The organism is Bythopirellula superficialaquae (assembly GCF_059632245.1).
On record NZ_CP197426.1, the window covers coordinates 5,159,823 to 5,185,094 of the forward strand.

General features: G+C 55.5%; 26 protein-coding genes. 7 read left to right on the plus strand and 19 right to left on the minus strand.

The window, feature by feature from the left end:
* Nucleotides 1-21 precede the first annotated feature (21 nt).
* On the minus strand, nucleotides 22-699 hold the full coding sequence (locus SH678x_RS21295) for an FHA domain-containing protein (RefSeq protein ID WP_496920477.1): 678 nt from the start codon (nucleotides 697-699) through the stop codon (nucleotides 22-24).
* 346 nt (nucleotides 700-1,045) lie between these two features.
* Here SH678x_RS21295 and larC point away from each other — a divergent pair, with 346 nt between their 5' ends.
* Together larC and SH678x_RS21305 are read left to right on the plus strand one after the other, a co-directional pair.
* A complete protein-coding gene (larC, locus tag SH678x_RS21300) occupies nucleotides 1,046-2,215 on the plus strand; it encodes a nickel pincer cofactor biosynthesis protein LarC (RefSeq protein ID WP_496920478.1) in 1,170 nt (389 codons plus the stop codon).
* Nucleotides 2,216-2,219: 4 nt separating this feature from the next.
* Complete coding sequence (locus tag SH678x_RS21305; RefSeq protein WP_496920479.1) at nucleotides 2,220-2,543, plus strand: hypothetical protein; 324 nt, start codon at nucleotides 2,220-2,222, stop codon at nucleotides 2,541-2,543.
* A gap of 29 nt (nucleotides 2,544-2,572) precedes the next feature.
* Here SH678x_RS21305 and SH678x_RS21310 read toward each other — a convergent pair whose 3' ends face one another.
* From SH678x_RS21310 to SH678x_RS21350, 9 genes are all read right to left on the minus strand, one after another.
* Nucleotides 2,573-3,064: a hypothetical protein gene (locus tag SH678x_RS21310; protein ID WP_496920480.1), complete on the minus strand. Its 492-nt coding sequence runs from the start codon at nucleotides 3,062-3,064 to the stop codon at nucleotides 2,573-2,575.
* A gap of 37 nt (nucleotides 3,065-3,101) precedes the next feature.
* On the minus strand, nucleotides 3,102-3,464 hold the full coding sequence (locus tag SH678x_RS21315; protein WP_496920481.1) for a hypothetical protein: 363 nt from the start codon (nucleotides 3,462-3,464) through the stop codon (nucleotides 3,102-3,104).
* Between the two features lie 41 nt (nucleotides 3,465-3,505).
* Nucleotides 3,506-3,961: a DUF4112 domain-containing protein gene (locus SH678x_RS21320; RefSeq protein ID WP_496920482.1), complete on the minus strand. Its 456-nt coding sequence runs from the start codon at nucleotides 3,959-3,961 to the stop codon at nucleotides 3,506-3,508.
* Nucleotides 3,962-4,095: 134 nt separating this feature from the next.
* Nucleotides 4,096-4,488, minus strand: coding sequence for a VOC family protein (locus SH678x_RS21325; RefSeq protein WP_496920483.1), 393 nt, complete (start codon nucleotides 4,486-4,488; stop codon nucleotides 4,096-4,098).
* The gene (locus SH678x_RS21330; RefSeq protein ID WP_496920484.1) at nucleotides 4,485-5,561 is read right to left on the minus strand and encodes a redoxin domain-containing protein; all 1,077 of its coding nucleotides are present in this window, start codon (nucleotides 5,559-5,561) and stop codon (nucleotides 4,485-4,487) included. Before SH678x_RS21330 ends, SH678x_RS21325 begins: the two co-directional genes overlap by 4 nt.
* An 85-nt stretch (nucleotides 5,562-5,646) precedes the next feature.
* Nucleotides 5,647-6,465: a spondin domain-containing protein gene (locus SH678x_RS21335; RefSeq protein WP_496920485.1), complete on the minus strand. Its 819-nt coding sequence runs from the start codon at nucleotides 6,463-6,465 to the stop codon at nucleotides 5,647-5,649.
* A gap of 136 nt (nucleotides 6,466-6,601) precedes the next feature.
* Nucleotides 6,602-6,901, minus strand: coding sequence for a zf-HC2 domain-containing protein (locus SH678x_RS21340; protein WP_496920486.1), 300 nt, complete (start codon nucleotides 6,899-6,901; stop codon nucleotides 6,602-6,604).
* Between the two features lie 12 nt (nucleotides 6,902-6,913).
* Nucleotides 6,914-7,492 carry a sigma-70 family RNA polymerase sigma factor gene (locus tag SH678x_RS21345; protein ID WP_496920487.1) on the minus strand — a complete coding sequence of 193 codons (579 nt, stop codon included), beginning with the start codon at nucleotides 7,490-7,492 and terminating at the stop codon, nucleotides 6,914-6,916.
* Between the two features lie 177 nt (nucleotides 7,493-7,669).
* Entirely contained in the window at nucleotides 7,670-9,343 is a 1,674-nt protein-coding gene (locus SH678x_RS21350) for a tetratricopeptide repeat protein (protein WP_496920488.1), read from the minus strand.
* Between the two features lie 204 nt (nucleotides 9,344-9,547).
* On the opposite strand from SH678x_RS21350, the gene ychF reads away from it, so the two are divergent.
* Nucleotides 9,548-10,639, plus strand: coding sequence for a redox-regulated ATPase YchF (gene ychF / locus SH678x_RS21355; RefSeq protein WP_496920489.1), 1,092 nt, complete (start codon nucleotides 9,548-9,550; stop codon nucleotides 10,637-10,639).
* Between the two features lie 117 nt (nucleotides 10,640-10,756).
* Nucleotides 10,757-11,899, plus strand: coding sequence for a S66 peptidase family protein (locus SH678x_RS21360; protein WP_496920490.1), 1,143 nt, complete (start codon nucleotides 10,757-10,759; stop codon nucleotides 11,897-11,899).
* 11 nt (nucleotides 11,900-11,910) lie between these two features.
* Here SH678x_RS21360 and SH678x_RS21365 read toward each other — a convergent pair whose 3' ends face one another.
* The 5 genes from SH678x_RS21365 to SH678x_RS21385 all read right to left on the minus strand — a co-directional run bounded on the left by SH678x_RS21365 (nucleotide 11,911) and on the right by SH678x_RS21385 (nucleotide 16,380).
* Entirely contained in the window at nucleotides 11,911-13,212 is a 1,302-nt protein-coding gene (locus tag SH678x_RS21365) for a DUF1501 domain-containing protein (RefSeq protein WP_496920491.1), read from the minus strand.
* A 5-nt stretch (nucleotides 13,213-13,217) separates the two neighbouring features.
* Nucleotides 13,218-14,819, minus strand: coding sequence for a DUF1549 domain-containing protein (locus tag SH678x_RS21370; protein ID WP_496920492.1), 1,602 nt, complete (start codon nucleotides 14,817-14,819; stop codon nucleotides 13,218-13,220).
* 220 nt (nucleotides 14,820-15,039) lie between these two features.
* Complete coding sequence (rpsI, locus tag SH678x_RS21375) at nucleotides 15,040-15,438, minus strand: 30S ribosomal protein S9 (RefSeq protein ID WP_496920493.1); 399 nt, start codon at nucleotides 15,436-15,438, stop codon at nucleotides 15,040-15,042.
* A gap of 118 nt (nucleotides 15,439-15,556) precedes the next feature.
* Entirely contained in the window at nucleotides 15,557-15,997 is a 441-nt protein-coding gene (gene rplM, locus SH678x_RS21380; protein ID WP_496920494.1) for a 50S ribosomal protein L13, read from the minus strand.
* 116 nt (nucleotides 15,998-16,113) lie between these two features.
* Nucleotides 16,114-16,380, minus strand: coding sequence for a hypothetical protein (locus SH678x_RS21385; protein ID WP_496920495.1), 267 nt, complete (start codon nucleotides 16,378-16,380; stop codon nucleotides 16,114-16,116).
* A 95-nt stretch (nucleotides 16,381-16,475) separates the two neighbouring features.
* Here SH678x_RS21385 and ald point away from each other — a divergent pair, with 95 nt between their 5' ends.
* The 3 genes from ald (at nucleotide 16,476) to SH678x_RS21400 (ending at nucleotide 20,491) form a co-directional block, all read left to right on the plus strand.
* On the plus strand, nucleotides 16,476-17,582 hold the full coding sequence (ald, locus tag SH678x_RS21390) for an alanine dehydrogenase (RefSeq protein WP_496923093.1): 1,107 nt from the start codon (nucleotides 16,476-16,478) through the stop codon (nucleotides 17,580-17,582).
* A 39-nt stretch (nucleotides 17,583-17,621) separates the two neighbouring features.
* Nucleotides 17,622-18,683, plus strand: coding sequence for an S-methyl-5-thioribose-1-phosphate isomerase (gene mtnA, locus SH678x_RS21395; protein WP_496920496.1), 1,062 nt, complete (start codon nucleotides 17,622-17,624; stop codon nucleotides 18,681-18,683).
* Nucleotides 18,684-18,829: 146 nt separating this feature from the next.
* A complete protein-coding gene (locus tag SH678x_RS21400) occupies nucleotides 18,830-20,491 on the plus strand; it encodes an alpha-keto acid decarboxylase family protein (protein WP_496920497.1) in 1,662 nt (553 codons plus the stop codon).
* 449 nt (nucleotides 20,492-20,940) lie between these two features.
* Here SH678x_RS21400 and SH678x_RS21405 read toward each other — a convergent pair whose 3' ends face one another.
* The 4 genes from SH678x_RS21405 to SH678x_RS21420 form a co-directional block, all read right to left on the minus strand.
* Nucleotides 20,941-21,138 (minus strand): DUF2283 domain-containing protein, encoded by a 198-nt coding sequence (locus SH678x_RS21405; protein WP_496920498.1) that lies wholly within the window; start codon nucleotides 21,136-21,138, stop codon nucleotides 20,941-20,943.
* 248 nt (nucleotides 21,139-21,386) lie between these two features.
* Nucleotides 21,387-22,817 (minus strand): type I glutamate--ammonia ligase, encoded by a 1,431-nt coding sequence (glnA, locus tag SH678x_RS21410; RefSeq protein WP_496920499.1) that lies wholly within the window; start codon nucleotides 22,815-22,817, stop codon nucleotides 21,387-21,389.
* 347 nt (nucleotides 22,818-23,164) lie between these two features.
* Nucleotides 23,165-23,941 (minus strand): hypothetical protein, encoded by a 777-nt coding sequence (locus tag SH678x_RS21415; RefSeq protein WP_496920500.1) that lies wholly within the window; start codon nucleotides 23,939-23,941, stop codon nucleotides 23,165-23,167.
* Nucleotides 23,942-24,226: 285 nt separating this feature from the next.
* Nucleotides 24,227-25,216: a glutamine synthetase beta-grasp domain-containing protein gene (locus SH678x_RS21420; RefSeq protein ID WP_496920501.1), complete on the minus strand. Its 990-nt coding sequence runs from the start codon at nucleotides 25,214-25,216 to the stop codon at nucleotides 24,227-24,229.
* Nucleotides 25,217-25,272 lie beyond the last annotated feature (56 nt).

Sequence of the window (25,272 nt, forward strand, 5' to 3'; positions counted from 1 at the left end):
GAGCTTGCTCCGTAAACAAGCTCACTCTTCCCGATTCGCATCCCCAATCACTTTGAGATACTCGGCGAGCTGAGATTGCAGGTCGAGAAAATCCTGCCACTGCTCGGCGGTGAGTGTTGCCTTGAGATCTTTTTCGTCGATGCTCGTGCCGCGGACAATGTGCCGCGCGCGAAGATGCAAATATTCGAGCAACTCTGAAAGCTGCGCCGCTTGACCCGCGGTGAGCGAGTTCGGCAAATCCGGCGGCTCGGGAATATGCAGAGTGCTTTGTAGTTCTTCCGAAGAACCCAGCCGCAATTCAAAGCTCAGCGAATTGGAATTTGCGGGCACCAACTCGCTTGTGGCGAAATCTTCGTTCACACACAGGCCGTCGTTGCGCAGGTCGTGGATCCGCCCGGCGATTTCCTCGCGCGTGCCGAACAACAACACCGAACGCCCTACGTTAATGACGTCGCCGTAGCGCAGAATTCGCAGGTGCGTGTCTTCGCCGTTAACCCGCGTGCCATTCGTGCTTTCCAGATCGGTCAGCACGAGCTTTTCTTGGTCTTCTTGAATCTTGATGTGGAAGCGGCTAATCCGTTCGTCGTTGAGTTGAACGGAATTCCCTTCCTCGCGGCCGATGGTGATGGGAGGCTCCAGATGATCGAAAACCTTGCCACGGTCGGCGCCGTCAAGAACTCGCAATGTCACACTTGCCATCACCGCTTACCGCCTGTCTTCTGCCATTTGTCAGACCTGATGTGCGTCGGCCCTAAATCGCCCCGACAATCTAATTGCACCTTCAGCCCGTGCACCCGTGGTCAACCAAGCGAGTGCCGCTTTTGGCAGCGATTACCCCAACTTTCGCTTATAACACGCCAGATTTCATGGAGCAAGTGAAATGCCATTTGCCCCACCGCGTCAAAAAATCAAATCTCGACGCGCTCTACGGGAATCAAGCAAATTCCCCGCACAATCTTGCTAGAGTCGCCCTCTTTAAGTTTATCCCCTAAAATGTGGGCCGCGGAAAACGAAATGCAAAAAACTGTAGCGGGAACAAGGCGGTATGAGGATTGCTTATCTCGACTGTGCCAGCGGCATCAGCGGCGACATGATGCTCGGAGCCCTTTTGGATGCCGGTGTCGATCTGACCACAGTTCAAGCCGGAATTGATTCACTCGGCCTGCCAAGCTGCCGGCTGGAAGTGGCCGAAACCAAGAAATGTGGTTTCCGGGCGCTGCAAATCACCGTCGCTCACGAACCCGAACACAAGCATCGCCACTTGCATCACATCGACGCGATGATCGATGGCAGCACGCTCTCTGAAAATCAAAAGCAACTCGCCAAAAAGATTTTTCTTCGGCTCGCCGAAGCCGAGGCCAAGGTTCACGGCACGACGATTCAGAAAGTTCACTTTCACGAAGTCGGAGCGGTCGATTCGATTGCCGACATTGTCGGCTCGGCCATCGCTTGGGATCTATTGGGCGTCGACCGCATCGTCTGTTCCCCAGTTCCCACGGGCACGGGGTTTGTCGAGATCGCTCATGGTCGGTGCGCGATTCCCGCCCCCGCGACGGGTGAACTCCTGCGCGGCGTACCGCTGGCAGCTTCGACTGTTGCAGGCGAACTCACGACTCCCACCGGTGCGGCCATTGTCGCGGCGCTCGTGGATGAGTTCGGGCCCGTCCCCCCGATGTCGATTGAAAAAATTGGTTACGGCGCGGGACAAAAAGATTTCGAGCATCCCAACCTGTTGCGATTACTGGTGGGCGAAGCAGCCGCCGCAAGAAGTCCATTTGCGAGCGACACGATCACGCTCTTGGAAACCAATCTCGACGACACCACAGGCGAAACGATCGGTCATTGTGCCACACTTTTATGGCAAGCCGGCGCACTCGACGTGGCGACCACCGCGCTGGCGATGAAAAAGAATCGCCCCGGCGTATTGCTCCAAGTGCAATGCCATGCCAGCGACGCCGAGCAACTCGCAACGATCATCTTCCGCGAAACGACGGCCCTCGGTTTACGTCGCTCGACGCTCGACCGTTGGATCTTGCCGCGGCAAAGCGTCACCGTCGTTACGCCTTATGGCGAGATCACGGGAATCGTGGCGCAACTTCCGGATGGCAGCCAAAAATTTTCGCCGGAATACGAAGCATGTGTGCAAGCCGTGGAAAAACATAAAGTCTCGTTAAGCACGATTGAAGCAGCAGCTCGTTCCGCGTTTGGAAAGTAAACCGATGATCGTCATCTTCGCCAACTTGGGAGCGTCTGTCTTAATGCTAGCCGGCTGTGCCGTGCTGATTTACACGCTCATGCGCAAAGCCCAAGCCGAAAAGGCCCGTCAGCGCAACACAACCGTCGTGAACGACATGCGCCGGCTACCGCCAACGGCGAAGCCCTGGAAAACGAGCGAGATGAGCGCCGAAATGATTGATCTCGCCCGCGATCTCAACGGCCAACTCACGACGAAGATCATCGTGCTCGAGCAACTGATCGCCGACAGTCAAAAGCAAATCGCCCGCATGGAAAGTTTGCTTGAGCGGATGGAACATCATAAATAGCCGAGGCGTCCCGCCTCGGAAAAAAAGATTTAAGCCACCGCGACTTCGTTGTCGCTCGACAGCACCTTCGGCACCAGCTTGATCCGCAAACGCTCCACGCGAAAAAACTGCCGCTCGGCCCGTTTGCACAAATGCTCGAAATTGGTTTCAAACAGAATTGGCTCCTCGGGTTGCAATACCCGCAAAGCCCGCCATAGCGCGAGCTTTCCCATAATCCCCAGCGAAAGCGTTTCGAGTGCTTCAAACGTGCTCAGCGATGCACCATCGCTGCCCAACTTCCAAAGGCTAGCCTTCTGTGCCAGCCAAGCAGCACCTTCTTTCAACTTATTCTGCGGCTGGCCGATCTTATCCGCCAAATGCTCCAGCACCTGACGATCTTCCTCAATCTCGTAAAGCAGTTCCTCGGCGAGATTCTTTACGGCGATGTTTTCACGATCTTCCCGCAAGGTTTGCAGCAAGCTGATCGCAAACCGCGCCCCCGCCAAATGATCGTGCATGTAAGTAATGAGTGTATTGCTCATTTTTTATCTCTACTAGCCGACGGCGGCAGCCCACGGTTTATTTCGGAGTCCGCCGCGGCGGTTCGGCGTAAGTCCGAATCGTTGCGAGCAGTTCTTCTTGATCCGTAATCTGGGAGTAATTCGGAATCTGCAACATCCCCGCCACCGCGCGTAGCTCATCAATCGAGAGTTCTTCCAAGTTCACCGGGATGACGAGATCATTGCTATCAGCCGACCAAACAACCGTCTCAGCCGTATCTACTTCGGCGTCGTAGTTGTCGCGTGCCGCTTCGATCTCGACGGACCGCAACGCCTCGGCGGCATCGCAGATGTCGTCGCTGGTGATCGAATCCCCGTCAGAATTTTTCTCGGGACGATTGGCGCGCAACGAACCGACTGTCGAACTGCCTGGCTTGGACATCGAAGTGTCTCCTGATTTGGCGACGAGTTAAAAATTGTGATTTAGGATGCGCGACTTAACGTCTCCACGGGCACGTCGCGACTGAGTTCTTTTTTAAGCAAAGCAAGATTCTTGCGATTGGCCCGCCAGGCCATGTCGAACAAATCTCCCACCAACGGCACGGCGCCCACAACAAAGTCGATCCCCACATTGCCGAGCATCCGCCATAACGTCCATTTGGATACGCCGAGGCGATTCGCTTCCCACATGAAGTACACCGACATCGCCGTCGTGAAACCATCACCGGCCACCGGCACGAGTCCGATGAGCGTGTCCCACCCGAAACGCATCTTCGTGCCGGGCACTTTGTAACGGTCGTCCAACACAGTCGTCAGCCATTCCAATCGACGCATCACCTGCGCACGATCCAAGGGCTCGCGTTCATCGGCGGTAAAGCCGCCTATGACAGGCCACATGCGCTGCTGCGAATCGCGCTGATTGGCAACTAACCAGTTCATATTTTTTTACCATGACATTTTGGCAGGGGAAGATAGAAGCGCACAAGTTAGGAGGCAAATGCCGTTCCAAGCGCGGCAAGCCTCAAATTTCCCGGCATACGAAGCAGGCTCGCGCAGAACGCGGCAGGCACTGTTTAAGGCGCGACCATGGGCGAGCAAAGTTCCACCAACGTCCCCTCGATGCTCCGCACGTAAGCCACGACCTGTCCCCACGGCTTTGTCTTCGGTTCGGAGATTGGCTGTGCCCCCGCGGCGACCGCCTGCTCGTACGCCGCCGGAACGTCGGTCGTGGTCAAACCGATCTCCACGCCAAACGGCTTGCCTTCGGCCGAAATTCGTGCGTAACCCTCAGGCAGATTTTGTTCAGCCACTTCGTGTGCGGCAAACGCCAACACCGTCGCACCGGTTTCTAACTCGCCGTAGCCGCTCTCATGCAGAAACCGCGTCGCCAAGCCAAACGCCTTGTCATAAAACTCCAGCGTTGCTGCCACGTCGTCGACGTAGATAATCGTGTAGCCAAAATTCATGACGACTCCTCTGAGGTTGGTGGCTCGGCAAGCAATTCTTCGATTTGCCGCCGCGCAACTTTTTGATTGCCGGCTTCCTCCCAATTCAGCTCGCCATACCACCAATACCGCACGCGGCCTTGCTTGTCGATGATGTACACGCTCGGCCACATGTTGTTGTACCAAGCTTGCCACATCTTCTTCTCTTTATCGACCGCGACGGGGAACTTCAACTCATGTTTCTCCAGAGAAGCTCGTAGTTGCGCGTTATCCGTTTCAAATTCCGTCTCTGGCGTGTGAATGCCAATCTGCGCAACGTCTTTCCCTTGAAACGCCTCGTGCCATTCGCGATACCAGGGATAGTTGTTGATGCAGTTGCTGCAACCAAACGCAAAGAAGTGAACGACAACCACTTTGCCGCGCAACGTTTCCAGCGTAAGCGGATCGGAATTGACCCACTCCTCGATCCCCACAAACTCCGGCGCCCAGGCGGGGCTTTTCACGACTTTACTGAAATCAAATGGCTGCCCCAACAAGCGGCCATAGGCATCTTGCTGTTCGGGGGAAAGCAATTCGACGACTTCCTTGTGCCGTTCGGCGTTGAGTTGAGGCAGCTCACCTTCCAGCGCTTCCATGCCGCGCTGCTGTAAGTCATGCAACCTGTTGCGAAACCGCGTGGAGATGTCCGTAAGCTGCGTTTGCTGCTCGTCAGTGAGCTTGAGCGCTGTGCCAATGTCTTTCCGCAACAACGCATCGTACCCTTGCGCTTGCAGCGTGAGCCCCTGCAAGCGCAGGCGCTGCTCGTTCGTGAACAACTTCTTGAGCTCGGCACGAATCTCGACAAGTTCCGGCTGGGCCGTCTCGTCAGCCCCTGACGGGCTCACATCACGAATCGCCAGCAGCATGCGATTGTGCTTACGCAACAGTTCATCCAGCAACTGACGCTGCTCGGGCGTGCAAGCCAGTTCCTGCCGCACCGCATCATCGCGAATGAGTAGAATCGTGGGATCTGTGAGTTGCGGCTTCTCAGCTGCTTCAACCGACCACGAGAAAATTCCCAGAAGGCAGGAAATAATCAATGTTCTGATGAACATGACGTTGGCGCTCCAAAAAATCAAAGCCGGCCCACGGTCATTCCCTGGGCCGGCAAGTTGCTGTCATGATTCCGCAAAAGATATCCTAGCAAATTCTGTGGCGAGTCGCACTCAGTGCCATCAAGCCCAATAATGTCAGCAAGATCGACGTAGGTTCGGGTACTCTCTCAAAGGAAACTCTCAAAATGGGCGTATTCGCAGTTAGCAACGAGCTATCGAATGTGTAACCGGCTGCCGTCGTGAAACCACTGAATGCCGAAAGATCCGCAAAATTGAAAGTGACCGGCAAATTCTCATTCTCCCTCTGCCCGTTGACTCCACCAACAAGAAACGCGGCATTTGCCGGATTCTCCGTTTCCGAACCCGCGTCCCAGATTCGGCTCGCGTCTTCGGTAATACTTGTAAGCAGCAAGTCACCGTTGGCATTCAGAACCTCAAAAGCGGTCGGATTTGCGTTCCCCAGAAAATGATCGTTACTTGGCACGACCATCGTGCCAAAAGTAAAGAAACGGTTTGCGACATCCACTTCGATCAGCGTTGATGCCATATCGCCCGGCAAGAAGGGAGGAATGGTTGGTCCCAACACACTTCCCAAATTCGCGTTAGGCTCGGCGGTGGCAAAAGCTGGAAACCACGTCGAACCCGAGCCACCTTCGGCAATCGTCACGATCGGGGCCTGCGAGATGTCGGGATTGCCTAATAAAAAGGCGGGTTGGTTGTTGTCAAAAGAATCGAACGTTCCGTTGCCAAAACCAAACCGCAGGGGTGCTAGCGAAATGCTATTAGCAGGGGCGAGATTCTCCACAGTGACGCGAAGCTTAACAGTTTGCGCCTGTGCGGGTGATAAACTACCGCAAAACAAGAGAACTACTTTCAAGGAAATAAGCGTACGTAAATACATCATCTGTCCCTCCGAGGTGCGTGAGAAGAAATCGCCAACATAGTACGATTTCGTAACTTCGGAGATTTAGACGCTAGGCTGAGAGAAACATTACAGGCTGAATGAAAAATTTATTGAACTTAATCTTCGTTAAGTCAATTTATTTTTCTTGAGCACTCGCCTGTTCCAATAGATATTTAATTTGGGTACGCCGCGAAGATGAAAGTTGCAGCTTGCTCGCGACGAGTGCTTCCCTCAGAGGGATGGGCATTCGCGTGACCATGTCTTGCATGAATCTCAAATGCGAGCGAAATCGACGGCAAGCGCGACAAAACCAAATATGAAATCGCAAGGCCCACTTTTCCCGCGAGGAAAGCTGGCGATCTAACGATTCAGACTCCAAGCGAGTCGCTTCTCGACAACTGAGATTTAAAAGCGAGACACGAGTGTGTTGGTTCATTAACGACTCCACCTAAGGCAAAAACCATTTCTTCTCTAAGCATTCTCTGAGCAAGATCCGCGCGCGATGAAGTCGCACGGCAAGATTTTGGGGAGTAATTGCTAGCTTTTGGGTCAATTCCTCAACCGCCAAGCGAGCCAATTCACGCAGATGAAAAGCTTGGGACAAATGGGCGGGCAAGTCTCCCAAACAACCTTGATAAACTCCCCAGAACTCTGCATTCTCGGCCAACTCCTCGGGTGCCGACTGCCACTTAGTCGGTGCGACTTTCCATTTGCCTCGTTCACTGAAACTCACAGCGCAATCGGCTGTGTCGTCGTCAAGTAACTCAGGAGATTTGTGCTTCGCACGGTAGTAATCTGCGATTTTTCGACGCAGAATCGCAACCAGCCAGGTGCCAAACCGGGCACGCCCGTCAAACTGCTTCCTATGACGAAACGCGGAAAGAAATGTTTCTTGCACCAAATCTTCGGCATGTTCAACGTCGCCGACACGTGAACTGGCATATCGAAACAGGACGTCACCATATTGATCAACCCACTCGCCAGGGTTGGCACAAGGCTCGGCTGATGAAGCTGAGTTGATCGACATGGCTAAGCTGTTCCGGTCATTAGGGGGACTTCTTCCCTACAGAAAGTTCTCCTAAGGGCTTAGACGGTCCGCATCCCGTAGGATTACAAAAAATCTTACCCATTCTGAAAAAATGCCATGAGAAATCGGTTCAGCCATATTTGTGCAGGCGACGTGATAAACCAAGTAAGCAAAAAACTAAAAATCCAACGAGCGCTCAACACCCTTGTCCGTGCTGGGGGTAATTTTCTCGGCGGGTTGCTCTTTATCCTTCGCGACGTCCTGCTTTTCCCGCCAGGGCTGCTTCTTTTGATAACTGGCCAGTTCCTTGGCCAATTGGTCGTCGTTTTCGGGATCGTTCATATCGACCGCCTTTTGCGACCACTCGATCGCGTTGTCGAAGTTGCCCGACTCGGCAAACGCCGCGGCCAGCGTGCTCAAAATATGCGGCAACTTGTACTCGGTCAGCTCACAGGCCTTGGTGGCCAGATCGACGGCCCGCTTACCGTCGCGAAGATTCGCTTCGGGCGAAGTCGCCAACACCCACGCCAGATTATTGAGAACCGAACTATCCTCCGGCTCAAGCTTGAGAGCTTCCTCAAAATCGGCAATCGCCTCGGCATGTTTACCGACGTTTAAGTAAGCATCGGCACGACTCCGCAGGGCCAGAAAGTTTTCCGGATCCAACAACAAAACATCGTCGTATTCGGAGATCGCCTCTTCGGGTTGCTTATTGATTAAGTAGTACATCGCCAGTTGCATCTTCAACTCGGCCTGATTCGGCACGGCCTTGGTGAGTTGCTGCATCTCGTCGATCGCTTCGTCGAGTCGTTCAAGCTGAGCCAGAATCTCCCCGCGCAAGCGATGGGCCGCCACAACTTGCTGTTCTTCGAGAACGGCATCGACGTCGGCTAACGCCTTATCGTATTGCTTGTCGTTGAGATACGCTTCGGCACGATGCACCAACGGCAACACGTCGCCGGGCTGCAATTCGATCACTTTGGAGAATTCCTGGATCGACTTCTCGTAGTCCTGCTTCTCGCGATAAATCTCGCCACGTTGCTGATAAGGTCCTGGTGCTTGCGGGGCCAGTTTTGTGGCTTCATCAAAACTCTTGAGCGCATCATCCGGTTTGTCCAAATCGCGAAACACCTCGCCTTGCAGAATGAATGCGTTGGCATCTTCGGGGCTTTGTTCGATCAGCTTGTTAATATCCGTCATCGCGTCGTCATACTTGCCCTTGCTCCGCAAAAACATCGCCCGCACGAGTGCGAAATTCGAGTTGTCGGGCACGAGCTTAATGGCTTCGTCAAAATCGGCCAGCGATTTCTCTTCGTCGGTTTGCACACGCGCGCGAAGCATCAACGCCTCGGCCCGATCATCCACGGGAATATCCTCCGCGGCGAGAAAATTGGTGAGCAACCGCCGCGCCTCATGGGCATCGCCCCCCGGCAACGACATCAACTTGCCGAGCATGAAGTTCGCGGTGGGGGGCGGATTGTCGTAAGCCAATACCCGCCGTAAATCGGAAACGATCAGCTTGAGAATCTGCTTGATGCGGTCGTCGCCAATCGAATTGGAATTGACCACTTGCATGAGCGTCGAAGCCCGCTCCATGAGCGCGCCCGACAGCATCTGCTCGGCTGTTTCGGCGTCTTCAACTTCCAGCCCCTTGTCGAGCGCGACTTGCAGCTTGTCGATGACTTGATTGAGATCGGGCAGCCCTTCGGCCGTCACCCGCATCCGCATCGCCTCGTCGAGATCGTCCTGGCCCTTGCTTTCCGCGTGAGCCAATTGGCCCCCGATGGTCAAAACCAGAAACGAAAAAAGAAATACCACAAAAGCCGCGAGGTGCGTGCGCCGATCCATCATCGTCCTAACCTTTTGAGTGCTTGCAAAACGGGAAGAGACATCCTTGGGAAGAAATCCGCGTCTTATTATTACCGTTAAGGGCGATTCTGGCCACGGAGAACTCCCGCTGCCCTGCGACTTTCGCGACTGTCGCAAAGAGACGTTGTCGACTAAAATTGCCGTTTTTCACATGTTCTCACGGCCAAAACACCAGAAAGCAGGGCCATGGAAGCCGGAATCGTCGGACTGCCCAATGTCGGCAAATCGACCTTGTTTAATGCACTCACCGCGGCGGGCATCGCTAGCGAAAACTATCCGTTCTGCACGATCGAGCCCAACGTCGGTGCCGTGGCCGTCCCCGATCCGCGCTTGCAACGCATCCAAAAACACATTCCCTGCCAAAAAATCGTGCCCGCGATCTTGAAGTTGGTCGACATCGCCGGCATTGTCCGCGGTGCGTCCGAAGGGGAAGGCCTCGGCAATCAATTTCTCTCTCATATCCGGGCCGTGGATGCGATCCTGCACGTCGTGCGTTGCTTCGAGGAACCCGACGTGATTCACGTCGAAGGGAGCGTCGATCCGATCCGCGATATCGAAACCATCGACACCGAATTGATGCTCGCCGATTTGCAGTCAGTCGAATCGATGACCGAACGGGCGAATCGCTCCGCGCGCACGGGCGACAAGGAAGCCAAGCTCCGCCTGGAAGTCTTGGCCGAATGCCACAAGTTGCTCGCCGAAGGCAAGCCAGCGCGGGGGCTCAGCTACGACGATCCGAATTTGGCCAAGGCCTACAAAGAGTTGCAACTCCTCACAACCAAGCCCGTTCTGTATGTGGCCAACGTCGATGAAGACGACCTCACGGGCACTGGCAAGCACGTGCAAGCAGTCCGCCAGCGCGCCGAAGCCGAGGGGGGTTCGGTGGTTCCCGTCTGCGCGCGACTGGAAGCAGAGCTCAGTGAACTGGACGAAGCCGAACGCGCAGAAATGCTCGAAAGCCTTGGCCTGACCGAACCGGCCCTCGCGGCGCTGGCTCGCGCGGCTTACCAGCTGCTCGGCTTGCAAAGCTTCTTCACCGCGGGCGAGAAAGAAATCCGCGCTTGGACGATCCCCGCCGGGGCCACCGCTCCCCAAGCCGCCGGCGCGATCCACAGCGATTTCGAGCGCGGCTTCATCCGCTGCGAAACGTATTCCGTGGACGACCTCGACCAATACGGCACGGAAAAAGCAATCCGCGACGCCGGCAAGTTGCGCGTCGAAGGGAAAAGCTACATCATGCGCGACAGCGATGTTTGCCACTTCTTGTTCAATGTGTGAAACTGCTGCGCAATAACGAGTCGGAGACGGCTAACCGCTTCTGTAATTCGACTCGCGCTTGGTTTACGATGGCAAGAACTTGGTGTCCCGTTTTCAGCTTGCCTTTGTGAGCCTGCCATGGTCCGTCGCCTGCTTTGTGTGATTTTACTGATATGCTGTCTGCCGCTTTCTGGTTGGGCGCAATCCGCAGAAAAGTTAGTTCAACCCGCGCTGCTCAAGCCGGGCGACACGATCATGTTCATCGCCCCCGCGGGGTCATTGGATAAAAAGCGCACCAAGCTTGCCATCAAGCGGCTCAAAGAACGCGGTTACAAAATCAAACACCGCGACGATCTCTTTGACGAAGCCGGTTATCTCGCCGGCAGCGACGAGCGTCGCGCCGAAGAATTGATGCAGGCTTTCACCGATCCGGAAGTCGATGCGATCTTTCCCGGCACGGGGGGCTATGGCACGACGCGGATCTTGGACATGCTCGATTTCGACGTGATCCGCAAGAATCCTAAGCTGTTTATCGGCTTCAGCGACATTACGGCCCTGCATAATGCGTTCAACAAGAAAGCCGGTTTCATAACTTACCACAGCCCAAACCCCATGTGGGGTCTTGGCAGCGACGATAATCTTAAACCATTTGCAGAAAAATACTTTTTCCGAGCAGTCGAACAAAGCGATCAAAATTCTGAAGACTACGTGATTGACTGCACCGGTTATGGGGAGGAAAAAGATAAGAAAGTTCCTCAGCCGATTGCAATCGGGCATGGCAAAGCACGCGGCCGGCTCGTAGGAGGGAATCTCACATTGCTCGCCGCACTCGAAGGCACGCCATACGCTATCGATACCACCGACGCGATACTCGTGGTCGAAGACGTCGGCGAAGCCCCTTATCGCATTGACCGCATGCTTCAACAGCTCAAAACCAACGGCAAACTCGCCAACCTACGAGGTGTGGTCGTGGGGCAGTTCACCGACTCTGAGCCAACCGTTTCCAAACTCGATAAATTCATCGCCCGCATGAAAAAATACTGGCGACATATCCAGCGGCTGTTCATCAAAGTCCCCGAACCCAAGCCGCGCAAAACCGATCCCCGTTTCACCGCTGAGGGGGTGTTGAAGCAATACTTCGAGCCGCTGGGCGTACCGGTGCTGATGAATTTTCCCATCGGACACGTCACGATGAACTGCACGCTCCCGCTGGGGGGCGAAGTGGAAATCGACGCCGACAAGGCCACGTTGACCGTCATCGGGCGAAAAGCAGATCGCTAAGCGACAAGCCACTAACTAAACAACTCCTGCACAACTTCGCCGCCGTCGACCACTTTGATCGGCCGGCCGATGCTGCTCATGTTTTCTTGATCGGCATCGATCCCCAGTGCGTGATAGATCGAGCGGAACAAATCGGTGACCGCCACGGGCCGCTCAATCACTTCGGTCCCCGACTCGTCGGTTTTGCCGATGACTTGCCCACCCCGCACACCGCCACCAGCCAGCACGGCGTTGAAAGCCCGCGGATAATGATCGCGGCCAGCACGCGGATTCACCTTCGGCGTGCGGCCAAACTCTCCTAGCCACACGACCAGCGTCTTGTCGAGCATGCCGCTTTGCTTAAGATCGCTAATCAGCATCGCCGTGGGTTGGTCGATCTGCGCGGACAGTTCCCGCCCTTTATTGAAACCATCGACGTGGGTATCCCAGCCTTTGGAAACCACTTCAACGAACGTGACACCTTGCTGAACCAATCGCCGAGCCATCAGGCAACCCGCAGCGAATTCTCCTTCGCCATAGGCTTCGCGCAGCTTCGCCGGTTCGCGTTCGATATCAAACGCTTCCATCCGCGGGCTCATAATCATGTCGGAAGCTTGCTTGACGAGCTTGCGCTGATCCTCGACAAGTTGCTCGCCCCCGTTGGCCGCGAATTCATTCTGCATCGAATTCAACAATCGTAAACGACGTTCATATCGCTTGTTATCGGTGAGCGGTGTCGTGTTCTCGGGAGGACGCGTGGCCGACTGCAACACGAGCGGATCGTAATCGACTCCCAAGAAGCCGCCGCTTCCGGAACTCGGTAAGCGCCCGCCGATGCGGACATAGCTAGGAAGTTGATTCGCGGCGTCGCCGATTTGATGGGCCACTTGCGAACCAATCGTGGGGAAATTCACGCCCCCCATCGGCAAATAGCCGTGATGCAGCAAATAGGTCGCCCGCAAGTGGTTTCCTTCTTTGCTCGTCATCGAGCGGATCACGGCTAGATCGTCCATCACTTTCGCGCAGTGAGGCAGATTCTCGGCAAAGTGAATCCCCGGAACACTCGTGGGAATCGCCTTCGTTTCACCGCCGTTGGCATGGTTGGGCTTGGGGCTAAATGTTTCAAACTGCGAAGGCCCACCGCTCATCCACAACAAAATGCACGACATGCCCCGCGAACGAAGTTGCTCCGACGACGCGGCAATCGCGTCGGTCCAACTCATGGTCCCCGCCGCCAAGCCGGCGACCGCGAGCTGCTTGAGAAAATCTCGTCGGCGAACCACTCGGCCTTGCCGCGTGGCTACGTTCGTGATGTGATGCAATTGGTGCGTCATATTTCTTAGTTCCGATATTGAAACTCTGCCGAATTAACAAGCGACCACGCTAAGTCTTCGTAAGCCTCGCGGCGGTTGTTGGCACCTTTGGTGTATTTCCGCATCGCGCCGATTTCTTTCTTGGTTGGCTGTCGGCACAAGCAACGCAAAAAGATTTCCGTAGTGAGCTCGTCATCGTTGGGAATCGTATCGAGCAACTCTTTCAAAGCCGTGTAGCGGTTCGTCCGAACGGCCTGATTCACCTGTCCCGAATTCATCAACGCCAACACTTGCGGAATCGACGAAACGGCTTCTTCACGCGGCACACTCGGGTCGTAGCCAAATACGTCGTCGAATTTTCCTCGCTGCGTCCCCGCACGGCCACGCAATAGCTGAGTCGCCTTGGGAGATTGCTCGGCCATATCCAAAGCCGAGAGCAATGCGTTGTAAAGCTGATCACTCCGCAGCCGCTGGGGTACGTTGGCCGTAAACGGCGTTTCTTCCAACTCACGGCGAGGACGCGATTGCCGTTGATAAGCCTCGGTTTCGCAAATCGTGGCGATCAGCCACTTCATGTCGTAACCACTCTCCTGAAAAGCCTTGCTCAGTAGCTTCACTGTCTCGGGCGCCGTCGATTCGCGGTCAGGGCCAATGTCATCAATGGGCGTGTAAAAACCTTCTCCCACGAGTTCGGCCCACAGGCGATTCACCACAGCCGTGGCAAACCATTCATTCTCGGTGAGCCAAGTGGCTAGTTGCATCCGACGCTGATCATCGGTCGTCCCCCACGGCACGCTGCTGCTCGTCAGGAAAAACTTCGCTTCCATCTGCGTGCCTGGGGCTTGGGGATCTTCCAAGTCGGGCATCATGTGTTCGGCCGTCGGTTGCCGTTCGACATTATTACCACGGGGTCGACGGCGAAAATTATCCTGCCCAACGACTTCAAAACTGCGCTTCGTCAGATCCCGCACGGGCCGCACGGTCACGCGGGGAAAGAACGCCGCGAGCTCATGAAACTGCTCGCGTTTCCAACGATCATAAGGATGATCGTGGCACTGCGCGCATTGAATCTGCACGCCCAAAAAAATACGCGATACCTCGGCGGCGATTTCTTCGGTCTGGCCATCCTGCGCCATCATGATCGCCGTGCCCCCCACCTCACGAACGTCGCCATGCGAAGTGATGAACTCCGTAGCGATCCTGTTCCAAGAGCGGTTCTCATTGAGCCACTGGCCCAAGTCGGCTTCGAGTGGGTTCGCCACGAGTTGCGAACGCTCATCCAATGCACGGAACAAAATCACATCGCGCCAATAGCGAGCCCAGTTCAAACCGTAATGTGGACTCGCCAGCAACTTCGCGACGAGCTTCGTACGCTTGTCTTTGGCCGGATCCATGACAAATGCGGTCAACTCTTCCGGCGTGGGGATATCTCCCACAAGATCGAGCCACACCCGACGAGCAAACGTGGCATCGTCGGTCCGCGGTGCGAGTTTGGTTTGTTCGTCGAACAATTCCGCGGCAAGCGACTGATCAACCTGCCGCGCCAAGTCAGCGGGGGCAGGGGGCGTGGCGTGAGCAATCGAAATGCTGCTCAAGAGGAACGCAACGAAAAAGCATTTTGAAATCATGGCTCATAGCCGTCGGCGCGAGCCGAGGGTCAGAGGTAATTTTGTCCCTCGCGGCTCGCGCCGGAGGCTACTCTTATTTTTAACCCCCTCGACGCGATTGAGTATCGCAATAAAGAAAAGCGGCCGTATTTCACCGCGAAAACACGAAAAAAGCCAGTCCCGCGAACGAGACTGGCTTCGTGATTTGCATTTCCAGCAAATATGCTCGCTGAGAGTCGAATTAACGCTTGGAGAACTGCGTCCCGCGACGAGCACCGTGCAGGCCGTACTTCTTGCGTTCCTTCATGCGCGAATCGCGCGACAGGAAATTCTTCTCACGCAGCTTGGGTTCGAGATCGCTGTCGTGCTTCATCAACGCACGAGCGATACCCTGCATGCAGGCACCCGCCTGACCGGTCGTGCCGCCGCCATGGACGCGAATCGAAACGTCGACCGCACCGCGGACTTCGCAATGATCCAGCGGAGCAACCACGGCGTTGCGATCCTGAGGAACGCGGAAGAATTCTTCCAAATCGCGATCGTTGATCGTGATCTTGCCGCTGCCGGCTTTAATGCGCACGCGAGCCACCGATGTCTTGCGTCGGCCAGTGCCCAAGGCTTCTTCCACAACTGCTGCCATAAGGATTGATTCCTAAGATTCGGACTTAAAAATTTTGTTTTGCTTGATTTTGATTCAGGTAAGTAAGTGCGTATGTGAGTAAGTATTGAATTTGAACCTACTCACTTACTCACTCTTCTTATGCCGTAATCGCCAACTCGGTCGGCTCAGGTTGCTGGGCCGTGTGCGGATGCGTGGGGCCCGCGTAAACCTTGAGTTTGCTAAGCATGGCATACGCCAACTTATTCTTGGGAAGCATGCGTCGCACGGCCTCCATAAGAATCAATTCCGGCTTGTCTTCCAACCGCTTGCCGGCGGTCACGGTCCGCTGACGCGTGTAGCCGGTGTACCAGGCGTATTTCTTCTTTTCCCACTTCGTGCCGGTGAAGGCGATCTTCTCGGCGTTGACAACAACCACAAAATCGCCGGTATCAACGTGCGGGGTGTAAGTGGGGCGGTGCTTGCCCATGAGGATCACGGCAATTTCGCTCGCCAAACGACCGACGATCTTGTCGGTGGCATCAACCAACAGCCACTTTTGCTCGACCTCGCCGGGCTTGGCCATATATGTTTTCATCATCGTACTTTCCAATAACCTGGGCATATCGCCAGAGACGGGCTCCCGGTGCACGCTGGGCGCCGGTTGGGAATCCACCAATTTACCGCTGATTTGCTCACCCGACAAGGGCGAGAACGCTAATTGCCAGGACCCTTTTTCTCGCGGAATTCCAGCAATCGCCGCTGTCGTCGGCGGCCCATCCACAACGCCAGGCCCCACATCGCCAGGAATCCCCCCGTCGTAACCGCCACGACCAAGAGTTTTCGCCGGTCGTGGCCCGCTTGGGCACCCGCCGGGGCCCAGTAGGCCCCCAACGCCAAGAACAGCCCCCAGAGCACCAACGCCACAACGATCGCCACCAAGGGCCAGCGGCTGTTACGGGCTTCCGAAGTTGGCTCTTTCATGGCGGGCTTACGCTGTTAGTTTCGTGCGAAACGGCTTATTGTATTTGAAAGTTCCCACCTCACACAACGCATTGCCCGGTTCGGAGTTCCCCCGCATGATCATCGGTGTCCCCAAAGAGATCAAATTAGATGAATATCGTGTTGCTATGTTGCCCGTCGGGGTCGAAGAGCTAACACGGCGTGGGCATCAGGTGCTCATCGAGCAGGGAGCCGGTTTGGGCTCGGGATTGGCCGATCACGAATATGTCGAGAACGGTGGCGAGCTCGTCGCGACTCCCGAGGAAATCTTTGCCCGGGCCGACATGATCGTGAAGGTCAAGGAACCGATGCCCGCCGAGTGGCCTCTCTTGCGCAAAGGCCAGATTATTTTCACGTATTTTCACTTCGCTGCGGATCGCACGCTCACCGAGGCGGTGCTGGCCTCAGGCTGCACGGCCGTGGCTTACGAAACGTTGGCCGATGACCAAGGCCGCTTGCCGCTGCTCACCCCCATGAGTGAAGTCGCCGGCCGCATGAGCATTCAAGAAGGGGCCAAGTATTTGGAACGCCCACAAATGGGCCGTGGAATTTTGCTCGGTGGCGTGCCAGGCGTGGCCCCCGCGAACATTACGATTCTTGGTGGCGGTGTCGTGGGTGCGAACGCCGCGAAGATCGCCGCTGGCTTCAACGCCGACGTGAGCATCTTAGACATCAACATGGATCGCCTGCGTTACCTCGACGACATTATGCCCCCCAACGTCGACGTGCTGTTCAGCGACCGCCACACGATTCGCGAACAAATTGCGCGAGCTGACTTAGTCGTCGGCGCCGTGTTGATCCCCGGGGCCAAAGCGCCTCGCCTGATCGAAGAAGATGACCTCAAGCGAATGAAGCCAGGCAGTGTGATTATCGACGTCGCCATCGATCAAGGTGGCTGCATCGCCACGAGCCGCCCCACGTCGCACAGCCAGCCGACGTACATCGTGCATGATGTGCTGCATTATTGTGTCACCAATATGCCCGGTGCCGTGGGCCGTACTAGCACGTATGCCCTCTGCAATGTTACTTTGCCTTACGCACTTCAAATCGCTCAGAAGGGAATTGAGGGCGCAGCGCGAGCCTCGCGGCCGATTGCCCGCGCGGTGAATATGCACGCGGGTCAGGTCACAAATCAACCCGTGGCAGAAACCTTCGGCTTCCCCTGCGCGGAATTGTTTAACTAACCAGCCGCTCGCGGCTTAGCGGTGAACCGGTCAAAACTCATGTCGCTACCACTCGAACCAGCCCTCTGGCAAGGCGACATCAACGGCTGTTTGCTGCTCGTCGATCAAACTCGGTTGCCCAATGCCATCGAGTTTCTGGAATGCGTCGACGTCGATCAGGTCTGGATCGCCATCCAGGAGCTGAGCGTCCGCGGCGCGCCAGCTATCGGCATCGCCGCCGCGTTCGGGGTTTGCTTGGGTGCTCAAGCCGCGCTGGATGCCGACCTCCCCACAATGCAAAATCGCGTTGAACAAGTGTGCGATTATCTCGCCACGAGCCGTCCCACGGCCGTTAACTTATTTGAATCATTGAACCGCATGCGTAGCGCCGCAAAGCGAGCTGCGCCGACTTCGACCCCGATTGACCTTGCTCGTGACTTGCTTGTCGAAGCCCACGCGATCCACACCGACGTCAAACGCATGTGTTCCGCCATCGGCACACACGGTGCGGACTTGCTCGCGGATTTGCCGACAAACTGTGGCATCCTCACGCACTGTAATGCTGGTCCGTTGGCCACCGGCGGCGAAGGAACCGCGCTTGCCGTGATCTTCGAACTTGCTCGCCGGGCGAAACAACCGCGCGTGTGGGTCGACGAAACCCGCCCGTTACTGCAAGGCGCGCGGCTCACCACTTTGGAACTTATGGACCGCGGCATCGACTGCACGCTCATTTGCGACAACATGGCCGCGCACGTCATGCAAGCCGGTCAGGTGCAAGCCGTCATCGTCGGCGCCGACCGCATCGCGGCCAACGGCGACACGGCCAACAAAATTGGGACTTACAGTGTGGCGGTGCTCGCTCAAGCTCACGGCATACCCTTCTATGTGGCCGCCCCGACGAGCACATTCGATCAAACGCTTCCCTCGGGCGATAGAATTCCGATCGAACAGCGTGCGGGACGTGAAATTGTCGAATCCCACGGCAAAGCAACCGCCCCCAGCGGCGTGGCCGTCTACAACCCAGCCTTCGACGTGACGCCCGCAGCGCTGATTTCGGGTATTATTACCGAGCGTGGCGTGGTCCACGAACCAACGACCGAACGTGTCGCGAAACTTTTCTAACCGCTTATTCACGCTAATATTCGCTAATTTATTCATTCGAAATTAGTTACGCCTTGAGGTCGTTGGTAACTCGCCCATAATTCTTTCATTAGCGCACATTAGCGACTATTAGCGGTTTCATCTGCCGTATGAAAGGAATCTCTCTCATGAGCGAAGCCCAAAAATCTCATCTCTCGATAGGCGAATACCTTATCCAACGCCTGCAAGACTACGGCGTGGCCGATGTCTTTGGCATCCCGGGTGACTACATCTTGTCGTTCTACACGATGCTGGAAGAAAGTCCGCTCAACGCCATCGGCTGCACCCGCGAAGATTGTGCTGGCTTTGCCGCTGATGCCTATGCCCGCGTCCACGGCATGGGCGCGCTCTGTGTCACTTATTGCGTCGGGGGCCTGAGCGTCTGCAATTCCATCGCTGGGGCCTACGCCGAGAAATCGCCAGTCGTCCTGATCACCGGTTCACCGGGACTCAAAGAACGCCGCAACAATCCGCTGCTGCATCACATGGTTCGCAATTTTCGCACGCAATACGACGTGTTTGAAAAGCTGTGCATCTCGGGGACGGAACTCGATGACCCAATGACCGCGTTTCGCGAAATCGATCGCGTGTTGGCTTCCTGTCAACGCTACAAACGACCCGTGTATATCGAGATCCCCCGCGACATGGTCCACGTACGCCCCGACGTGATGCCGCCGTTTCTTTCCAACCAGCCCAAGAGCGATAACCGCGCGCTCGCCGAAGCCGTCGAGGAAGCCGCGCGGCGGATCGAACAAGCTCGGCAACCGGTGCTCATCCTCGGCGTCGAGCTTCATCGCTTCGGTCTGCAAGACCTCGCGCTTAAAATTGCCGAGCAAGCCAAAATCCCCATGGCAGCCACGATGCTCGGCAAAGGGGTTGTGGCTGAAACACACCCGCTTTACATGGGCCTCTACGAAGGAGCCCTGGGGCGGGAAGAAGTGACCAAGTACGTCGAATCGAGCGATTGCGTCGTGCTATTGGGCACGTTCATGACCGACATCAACCTCGGCATCTTCACGGCGGAACTCAACATCGGCGATTGCATTTACGCCACGAGCGAGCAACTCCGCATCCGTCATCATCATTACCACGACGTCGAGTTCGGTGATTTTATGCGCGAGCTCTCGCAGCGCAAACTCAACGTCAAGCAACCCTTGCCCCCCGCGCCCACCGATTGGAACAAAGCCGAATTCAAACTTGAGCCCAAAGCTCCGATCACGATCACCCGGCTGATGGATCGACTCGACGAGCAATTGCAGGGCAACACGATTGTGGTGGCCGACATCGGCGATGCGCTCTTTGCTTCGACGGAACTCACCACGCGTGGCCGTACCGAATTTTTAAGCCCCGCCTATTACACGTCGATGGGCTTTGCGGTCCCCGCAGCGCTCGGCGCGCAAGTCGCCCGACCCGAAGCGCGTGTTGTGGCCATCGTTGGCGACGGGGCGTTTCAGATGACCGGCATGGAACTCTCGAACATCGTTCGCCGCAAAATGCCGATCATCGTGATCGTGCTCAACAACGGCGGCTACGGCACGGAACGACTGCTGCACCCCGGTGATTATGAATTCAACGACATTCACACCTGGGAGTATCACAAGCTCCCGGCAGTCCTCGGCGGCGGCACGGGCTACGACGTTCACACCGAAGCCGATTTCGACACCGCCCTCAACACCGCCTGGGCGGATACCTCGGGCCCCAGTATTTTCAACGTCCACCTGAGCGAACAAGACGCCAGCCGCGCCCTCGCCCGCATGGCCGAGCGCATGAGCAAAACGGTGGTGCAGTAAGAAGTAGCAAACTTAAAACAAGCCTCCCACGTCAGTGGGGGGAGTATTCCCAGGCGAGCCGTCAGCGTAAGCGCCCGGAGATATTTTCACGCAGAGGCGCAGAGGAAATTTTACCTATGCCTTTTTCAAAATGTCCGATCTGTGGTGAGATTGTCCATCTTAACGTCAGTGATACGAAGCAGTGGTATGCTACATACTATCCCGATTTGCCGGACGGATCATTGGTTCCTGCTCGGTGCCTCTACTGTTGGCCAGAACTTGGCAGGAATGACCACGTGATTATTCGACAGTGCCTTGCTGGTAAACCACGGGCTGAACCAGGTGAGGAGGGCACTATTCAAACTGTTTTAGCCAGCATTGAAGACGGCAGTATCTACGAAGTGCGTTTGGACTCGGGGAAGGTACGATACTTCGTGCGAGCAGAAATCAAGAAAGCGTAACAAGACGCACTAGGCCGCGATCTGCTCAAAGCTGAAATGTGGAATATCAGCACGCTCAGAGGCATGTTCAAGAGTCATCGCGCAAAGATTGCCGCCAGCATCGAGATCCAAAATCGTATTCTCATCCAAATCGCGAGTTTCTACGATTTCTGCCACGCGGAATTCGATGTGGAGAGTGTCAGTTTCTTGGAAGTATTGAATTTTCACGGCTTGAACCTGCGGTCAAAGAAAGCATTGTGGACCGTTTCACCATCCTCTAACGGTATAACACGTAAGTACCGGCCATCCATCTCAGCAATAGCTGCCCATCACCGGACTCGACCATCTTGCTGAATTTCTTCACGCACGGGATTGTCAACTACAAACTGCAACCACTCATCCTTAATAGACATTCTATCGGGACGTGTTCGAATTGTAGAAAAGTAGTCCGTGAATTTCATATTTACGGACACCTTCTACATATCATAATACAAACAAAACTCATAAGGATGCGGCCGCAGCGCCAGTGCTTCCACTTCGTTCTTTTGCTTGTAGCTAATCCACGTGTTGATTACATCCTGCGTAAACACATCGCCGCGCAACAGGAATTCATGATCGCGCGATAAGGCGGCAAGTGCTTCGCCCAGCGAACCCGGCGTGCTGGGAACTTTGGCCAACTCTTCGGGTTCGAGATCATAAATATCTTTGTCGAGCGGTTCGCCGGGGTGAATCTTGTTCTGAATACCATCGATCACCGCCATCATCAAAGCCGAGAACGCCAGATACGGATTCGAACTTGGGTCGGGGCAACGGAATTCGATCCGCTTCGCCTTGGGGCTGGGGCTGTACATCGGAATCCGACACGCCGCCGAGCGATTTCGCTGCGAGTAGGCCAAATTGACCGGCGCTTCATAACCCGGGACCAACCGCTTGTAGCTGTTGGTTGTAGGATTAGTGAACGCCAACAGGGCAGGGGCGTGGGCCAGAATGCCGCCGATCGCATAAATCGCTTCGTCGCTCAAGCCCGCGTAACCGCCGCCGGCAAACAAAGGTTGGCCACCCTTCCACAAGGAAATATGCGTGTGCATCCCCGAGCCGTTGTCGCCGTACAGCGGCTTGGGCATGAACGTGACCGTCTTGTTATGCTTCGCCGCCACGTTCTTGATGATGTACTTATACAAGCACATGCTGTCGGCCATCGTCACCAACTCGTTGTACTTAAGATCGATCTCCGATTGGCCCGCGGTCGCCACTTCATGATGCTGCGCTTCGACGTCGAGCCCGCAGTCGATCATCGTCATCATCATCTCATTGCGAAGATTCATAAGCTGATCGGCCGGAGGCACCGGGAAGTAACCCTCCTTGTGCCGTAGCTTGTAGCCCAAATTAGAACCGCGCCCTTGGGCGCGATAATCGGTCCCCCGATTCCATTGGGCTTCGTCGCTATCGATAAAGAAGTAACTATGCTGCGGAGCTTGATCGAACCGCACGTCATCAAACACAAAGAACTCAGCCTCGGGGCCGATGTAACACGTGTCGGCAATGCCCGTGCTCTTGAGATAGTTGACCGCCTTGCGCGCGACGTTCCGCGGATCGCGCGTGTAATCTTCGCGCGTGATGGGGTCTTGAATGTTGCAGATCATGCACAGCGTCGTGATCTCGGTGAACGGATCGATGAACGCCGTTTCGGGCTGCGGCACGAGTAGCATGTCGCTCTCGTTAATCGCCTGCCAACCCCGGATGCTCGAACCGTCGAAGCCAAGGCCATCTTCAAAGACTTCTTCTTCCAACTTTTCGACGGGAATCGTGAAGTGCTGCCACAACCCGGGAAAATCCATGAACCGCAAATCGACCGCACGCACGCCGCGTTCACGACAAAGGGCCAACACATCTTGAGGCGTCATCATCACGAAAAGTTCCTTTGGAGAAGTGAGCCGGCTCGTCCCGAGCCCGTTTTATATTCTGGCTCGCTAGGTTGTAGTTCTGCCCGATACGATACAACAGAAAACCCCTTCTGGCCAGCGGCCAAAAGGGGTTTCATTTCTTTCGTAGTGCGGGCTTAAGCCTGCATGACAGCCAAGCTGGCTGCCCCACAAATTACGAACGCAGCGTCGCGAGAATTTCGCGAACAACCTTGTAGGGATCAGCGTTCGAAGTCGACGACCATCATCCGTCGATCTTCCAATGCCTGAAATCTCAGCTTTCTATGCATTGGGAACTCCTTTTCTAGGAAATGCATGTGGAGGATTTACTATCAATGATTGTGCCGGAAGATGCCACGATTCCGAACGAGAAGCGGACAAAGAAATGTCGCAGCCAAAAGCGTCACCCCTGTCGCGGGCTCGGGGACAATGAAGCCATACTGGAGGTGGTCGATTTCCGTGAGAGGTATAATACCTCTCGGTGTGTCTGGTAAAGCCTGAAAGCCAAAACCCACTACAATGGTCGAAATCTCCTGATCTGTCGTGACGCCAAAGAAGCGATCTTCAGCGGTTTCCCCTAACTCTGACAGGTCGCCTAACCCAAAGTGGGATCCAGTTCCGAGATGCACCAGGTCCTTGTTAAAGGCGGCAATGGCTATTTGAGAGGTAGCGGGACCATCGGTCCAAACGAGCCCGAACGCATTGGGCAGAAACCCCAACTCTGCTTCCGAAAACCGAATCGTAAGTTGCACACTATAATTAGGCGGGCTAGTAAAATTAGGCCCCATGGCATAACGCAAGACCGTGCCAGCGGTGCCGGAGCCATCAATGGTCCCGTCGTCGCCATCCACGGAATCGGTCGTCGAGCTGGGGCCTATGATCCCTGCCAGCGGAGCGCCGTTAGGGATGAATAGAGATATCCCCGGCGTATTAAGCATCCCGTCCTCAAAATCTTCCAGAAAGAAGTTGGAGCTGCCGACCGGGAACGGACTGTCAGCCGCGCTGAGATAAGGCGTGGGACCGAGAAAGGTGATGCTGGCTTCCGTGGAGAGGGGTAACAAGCCGAAAAAACCAACGAGCAACGACAGATACGAGAACTTTGCAGTCATGGCAATATCCTAATCCGGCAAATCGAACGGCTTAATGGAACAAACGACCAGCAGTGGTCGCGAGGAGAAAAGTCATAGCTCCCCAGAGAATTCATCAGGATCCAGGATGTTCCTACTAGTATAGACGAACTTGGCTCCGATGCCAACGGCCCGTACAGAATGCGCATCTCCGCGCAGTTCTGCATGAGGCCGCTTAGCGAGAAATTTGCTCGATACAACAGAAAACCCCTTCTGGCCAGCGGCCAAAAGGGGTTTCAGTATTCAAGCTCATCGCTTATCGCTAGCTTACGAACGCAGCGTCGCGAGAATTTCGCGAACCACCTTGTAGGGATCAGCGTTCGAAGCCGGACGGCGATCTTCCAAGTAACCCTTCCAGCCATTCTGCACGGTGCCGATGGGGATGCGGATCGAAGAACCGCGGTCCGACACGCCGTAGCTGAACTTGTGGATCGATTGGGTTTCGTGCAGACCGGTCAAGCGTTGGTCGTTGTCCGAACCGTAAGAAGCAATGTGCTCCTTGTGGCGCTTGCTGAACTTGTCGCAGATGCCCTTGATCAACTCTTCGCCACCCTTGTCGCGAATCGGCGTGGTGGAGAAGTTCGTGTGCATACCCGAACCGTTCCAGTCGCCCTTGACCGGCTTGGGATGCAGCTCGATCGTCAGGTTGTACTTCTCAGCAGTGCGGAACAACAGGAAGCGGCTCAGCCACAGGTCGTCGCAAGCTTGCTTCGCACCCTTGCCGAACAATTGGTATTCCCATTGACCCTTCATCACTTCGGCATTGATGCCGGTGACCGAAAGACCTGCATCGAGGCAGGCATCGAGGTGATCTTCAACCAAATCACGACCAACGCAATTCTTAATGCCGACCGAGCAATAGTAAGGACCTTGAGGACCAGGATAACCATCGGTGGGGAAGCCCAAAGGACGGCCGTCCTTCATGATGGTGTATTCTTGCTCGAAGCCGAGCCACAAATCGGTGTCGTCCTCGAAGCTGCCACGGCCATTGGTCGAGTGGACCGAACCATCGGCATTCAGTACTTCGCACATCACGATCGAAGCGTTCTTGCGGCAAGGATCCTTGATCATGCGCACTGGCTTCAACAAGCAGTCCGAGCTGTGACCTTCGGCTTGTTGCGTGCTGGAACCGTCAAACGACCAACCCGGGCAATCTTCCGGCTTCTTGGGCTCGCTGTCGACGATCTTGGTCTTGCTGCGGATGTTGGGTTCGGGCTTATAACCGTCCAACCAAACGTACTCAAGCTTGTAACTCATCTTTTTGATGACTCCTCGAATAATATCGAACTAAAACTTTGTGACTTGTTTCCCTA